Origin of the sequence: Streptomyces sp. NPDC006339 (assembly GCF_040612775.1) — a bacterium.
Classification (GTDB): domain Bacteria; phylum Actinomycetota; class Actinomycetes; order Streptomycetales; family Streptomycetaceae; genus Streptomyces.
The window spans coordinates 1-4,627 of the sequence record NZ_JBEXQW010000106.1; the positions used below are offsets into that span (position 1 = coordinate 1).

General features: G+C 71.9%; 2 protein-coding genes, 1 tRNA gene and 1 rRNA gene. 3 read left to right on the top strand and 1 reads right to left on the bottom strand.

All coding sequences use genetic code 11. The annotated features are described in order from the left end of the window. Positions 1–93 (top strand): 5S ribosomal RNA (gene rrf, locus ABZ135_RS38555); the annotation flags it as partial. A 5-nt stretch (positions 94–98) separates the two neighbouring features. Beyond that, positions 99–171: transfer RNA gene (locus ABZ135_RS38560), tRNA-Thr, on the top strand. Between the two features lie 110 nt (positions 172–281). On the opposite strand, the gene ABZ135_RS38565 is transcribed toward ABZ135_RS38560, so the two are convergent. Beyond that, positions 282–2,933 carry a SpoIIE family protein phosphatase gene (locus tag ABZ135_RS38565; protein WP_356703061.1) on the bottom strand — a complete coding sequence of 884 codons (2,652 nt, stop codon included), beginning with the start codon at positions 2,931–2,933 and terminating at the stop codon, positions 282–284. A 266-nt stretch (positions 2,934–3,199) separates the two neighbouring features. Here ABZ135_RS38565 and ABZ135_RS38570 point away from each other — a divergent pair. Then, the coding region (locus tag ABZ135_RS38570; protein ID WP_356703063.1) for a HAMP domain-containing protein at positions 3,200–4,627 on the top strand (1,428 nt) is incomplete at its 3' end.

A 4,627-nucleotide genomic window follows, 5' to 3' on the forward strand; every position in this document is an offset into this window, starting at 1 on the left:
ACGCCCGGTTACATTCCGAACCCGGAAGCTAAGCCTTTCAGCGCCGATGGTACTGCAGGGGGGACCCTGTGGGAGAGTAGGACACCGCCGAACAACCCGCCCTTTTAGCTCAGTCGGCAGAGCGTCTCCATGGTAAGGAGAAGGTCAACGGTTCGATTCCGTTAAAGGGCTCAGAGAAAAGGCCCCCGCCTCATGGCGGGGGCCTTTTTGCGTTTCCCGGACGGACATAGAAACGGAGACAGAAGAGGCCGGCCCCCGAAGGGGCCGGCCTCTGCGTGGGATCACTGGTGGTGGAGCTCCGGGATGCGCAGGGCCAGGATCGCCATGTCGTCGGACGCGGGCTCCTGGGCGAAGCGCTCGACCGCCCGCAGGACACGGGCGGCGACCGCCCCGGCCGTCAGGCCCGTACACGTCCTGAGGACTTCCGTGAGGCCGTCGTCGCCCAGCATGCGCGTGCCCTCGCGGCGCTCCGTCACGCCGTCGGTGACGCACAGCAGGACGTCGCCCGGATCCAGGGTGACCGTCTGCTCGTAGAGCTCCAGGTCGTCCATGACGCCTAGGAGGGGCTGCGGGTCGGCGGCCGGGCGGACCGTGCCGTCCTGGCTCAGCCGCAGTGGCAGCGGATGCCCGGCGCACACCACCTTCAGGACGGCCGAGCCGTCCTCCTGGGGCCGCATCTCGCCGTACAGCAGGGTCAGGAAGCGGCTGCGGGCGCCCTCGTCGAGGATCGCCGCGTTCAGGCGCTCCAGGACGGCGGGGCCGCCGAAGCCCTCCCGGGCGAGCAGGCGCAGGGCGTGGCGGGCCAGGCCCGTCACGGCGGCGGCCTCCGGGCCCGTACCGCAGACATCGCCGATGGCGAAGCCGTAGGCGCCGTCGCGGATGGGGAACAGGTCGTAGAAGTCGCCGCCCACCTCGTTGCCCTCGCCGGCCGCGCGGTAGATGACGTCGACCTCGACACCGGGGATGTCCGGGAGGCCGGGCGGCAGAAGACTGCGCTGGAGCGAGCGGCTGATGGCCGTGCGCTCCGAATAGAGACGGGCGTTGTCCAGGGCCAGGGCGGCCCGGCGGGAGAGGTCCTCCGCGAGCTCCAGGATCTCCTGGCGGAAGTGGTCGTCGGTCGGCTTGCCCAGGGTGAGCATGCCGATGACGCGGTTGCGGGCCACGAGCGGCAGGACGACGGTCTCGCCGCCGACGGCCGCCGCGGTCGCCAGGGTGGTGCCGATGCCCGAGGAGACCGGGCCGGCGGCGCCGTCCAGCTCGCGCATCGAGGCGCCGAGCGCGGCGCGGTGGGCGGCCTCACCGGGCGCGGTCCAGACGCGGGCGCCGGGCGTGGGCACCGGATCGGGCGGCGCGATGGAGGACAGCAGGTCCTTCAGGCCGTCGATGAGGTCCTCGTCCTCGTGGAGGACGAAGGAGAGGTACGGGTCGGAGGACTGGTCGGCGATCGTGTAGACGGCGCACCAGGTGGCCAGCGTGGGGACCGTCATCTGGGCCATGAGGGCCAGCGTCTGGTCACGGTCGAGGGTGCCGGCCAGAAGGTCGGACGCCTCGACGAGGAAGCTGAGGGAGCCGCGGCGGAGCCGTTCGAGTTCGCCGAGACGGGCCGATTCCACGGCCAGGGCGATGCGGTCGGCGGCGAACTGGAGGCGCAGGGCCTCTTCGTTGGAGTAGCGGTCGGGGGCCTCGGCGGCGACGCCGAGGGAGCCGGTGAGGCGGCCCTCGACCTTGAGGGGGACGGTGACGACCGAGCGCATGCCGGTGCCTTCGAGGAGCGGAACGGCGCCCGGGACGGCGGCGAGGTCCTCGTGGACGGCGGGCATGCGGGCGGAGCCGTAGCGGCTGGCGCCGGTCTCGACGGGGACGCGGGCGAAGCGCTGGCGGGCGGAGGGCAGGCCCGTGGTGGCCCGTACCTCCAGTTCGGTCTCGTCGTCGGTGGCCAGCAGGAGGAAGGCGGCGTCGCCGTCGAGCATGTCGCGGGCGCGTTCCACGGTGCGCTGGAGGAGGCCGTCGAGGTCGTCGGGGGCCGGGGAGCCGATGAAGACCTCGAAGGGGTCGGCGGCGTTCCGGTTCTCGGACCCGGTCTCGGAGGCGGTGGGGCGCTGGGGGGTCTGGAGGACGGCGCGCTCGTGCTCCCGTACGAGGAGGCAGACGGTGGAGGGCTCGCCCTGGGCGTCGCGGACGCGCAGGTGGGAGCCGTACACGGGGATGACGCGGCCGTCGGCGCAGCGGATGCCGTAGCTGCCCTCCCAGCGGGACAGGCGGAGGGCCTCGGCGAGGCCGGTGCCGATGCCGGGGGTGTGGGGCCAGGCGGCGAGATCGCCGAGGGGTTTGCCGGTGACCTGCTCGGAGCCGTATCCGAAGAGTTCCTCGGCGTCCTCGTTCCAGGCGGTGATGGCGCCGGCGGCGTCGAGCTGGGCGACGGCGACGCGGACGCGGCTCTCGGCGAGGGGGAGGAGCGGGTCCGGCAGGACGGGGCCGGCGGAGCGGGTGCCGACGGGCCGCTCGGGGAGGTCGAGGTGGAACCAGACGTGTTTGCGGGTGGGGTTGTAGTCGACGCCCCAGCGGGTGGCGAGGGCGGCGCAGAGCAGAAGGCCCCGGCCGTTCTCGCGGTCGGGGCTGCCCATGGAGCGACCGTGCTGGAGCGGGATCTCGCGCTCGGGGTAGCGGTCGGCGACCTCGATGCGGACGCCGTCGTCGCCGCGCAGGCACAGGACGTCGGCGGCGGTGCCGGCGTGGATCACGGCGTTGGTGACGAGTTCGCTGGTCAGGACGACGGCGTCGTCGACGACCTCGGAACAGCCCCAGCCCTGGAGGGTGTCCCGGACGAAGGCGCGGGCGGTCGCGACGGACCGCCCGACGGGTTCGAAACTGGCAGCCGCCCGCGCGGTGATCACTGAACTCCTCGTACGCGTCTCGACGCCCGGCTCTGCCATGGTCGGTCCGTCCCTCCCCGCTGTCCGTGCTCTCTTCGCGTCGTCCCGCCCCCGCCGGGCGGCCCGGGCGGTTGGACAGCCGGATGCCAGGTTACTTACCTTCGCTGTCCCAGCGGATGCCGGTCGCCGCTGTTTCCGTCCCACGGACGTGGGGACGTTGTGCGAAGCTGCCGAACTGTTATGGCCTGGTTCGGTCACGATGAAACACTGGGCAGGCTGGTAACGAGAGACCGATCGGCATGGTCGACCCCTTCGGGAGGGACACGGTGGAGTCTGGCACGACGACGCGACGCGGTGGCGGTTCGCGGGCGAAGGGCGGCGGCCGTTCCCGGGGCGGGGGCACGGTGCAGGTGGACGCGGCGGCGCTGCACCGGCTGCTGGCCGCTCTGGTGTCGATGCGGGACGGGAACTTCCGCAAGCGGCTGACGGTGTCGGGCGACGGGGTGATGGCGGAGATCGCGGCCGTCTTCAACGAGGTCGCGGACCGGCAGACGCATCTGACCGGGGAGCTGTCGCGGGTGCGCCGGGTGGTGGGCCGCGAGGGCAAGCTGTCGGAGCGGCTCGAGACCGGGGCGGCCGAGGGCACCTGGGCGGCGGCCATCGACGCGGCGAACGCGCTGGTGGACGAGCTGGCGCGGCCGGTGTCCGAGGTGGGCCGGGTGCTGTCGGCGGTGGCCGAGGGTGACCTCGGGCAGCGGATGGAGCTGCGCTCCGAGGGGGCGGACGGGACGACGCGGCCGCTGCGGGGCGAGTTCCTGAAGGTCGCGCGGACCGTGAACAACCTGGTCGACCAGTTGTCGGTGTTCGCCGACGAGGTGACCCGGGTCGCCCTGGAGGTGGGCACGGAGGGCATTCTGGGCGGTCAGGCCCAGGTGCGGGGCATGTCCGGTTCGTGGAAGGACCTCACGGACTCGGTGAACACCATGGCCAACCGGCTGACGGCGCAGGTGCGGGACATCGCGCTGGTCACGACGGCGGTGGCGAACGGTGATCTGTCGCAGAAGGTCACGGCGAACGTGGCCGGCGAGATGCTGGAGCTGAAGAACACCGTCAACCGGATGGTGGACCAGCTCTCGTCGTTCTCCTCCGAGGTGACCCGGGTGGCCCGTGAGGTGGGCACGGAGGGCGAGCTGGGCGGTCAGGCCGAGGTGGCCGGGGTCGCCGGTGTGTGGAAGGACCTCACGGACTCCGTCAACACGATGGCGGGAAATCTCACCAATCAGGTGAGGGGTATCGCGGAGGTCACCACGGCGGTGGCCAACGGCGACCTGTCGCAGAAGGTGCGGGTGTCGGCGCGCGGTGAGATCGCGCAGCTCGCGGACACCATCAACCAGATGACGGAGACGCTGCGGACCTTCGCGGACGAGGTGACCCGGGTGTCCGGGGAGGTCGGCGCGCAGGGTCTGCTGGGCGGCCAGGCGCAGGTGCCGGGTGCGGCGGGTACGTGGAAGGACCTCACGGACTCGGTCAACACCGTCTTCCGGAACATCACCACGCAGGTGCGGGACATCGCGCAGGTGACGACGGCGGTCGCCAATGGTGATCTGTCGCAGAAGGTCACCGTGGACGTGGCCGGCGAGATGCTGGAGCTGAAGAACACCGTCAACACGATGGTCGACCAGCTCTCGGCGTTCGGCTCCGAGGTGACCCGGGTGGCGCGGGAGGTCGGCGTCGAGGGTCTGCTCGGTGGTCAG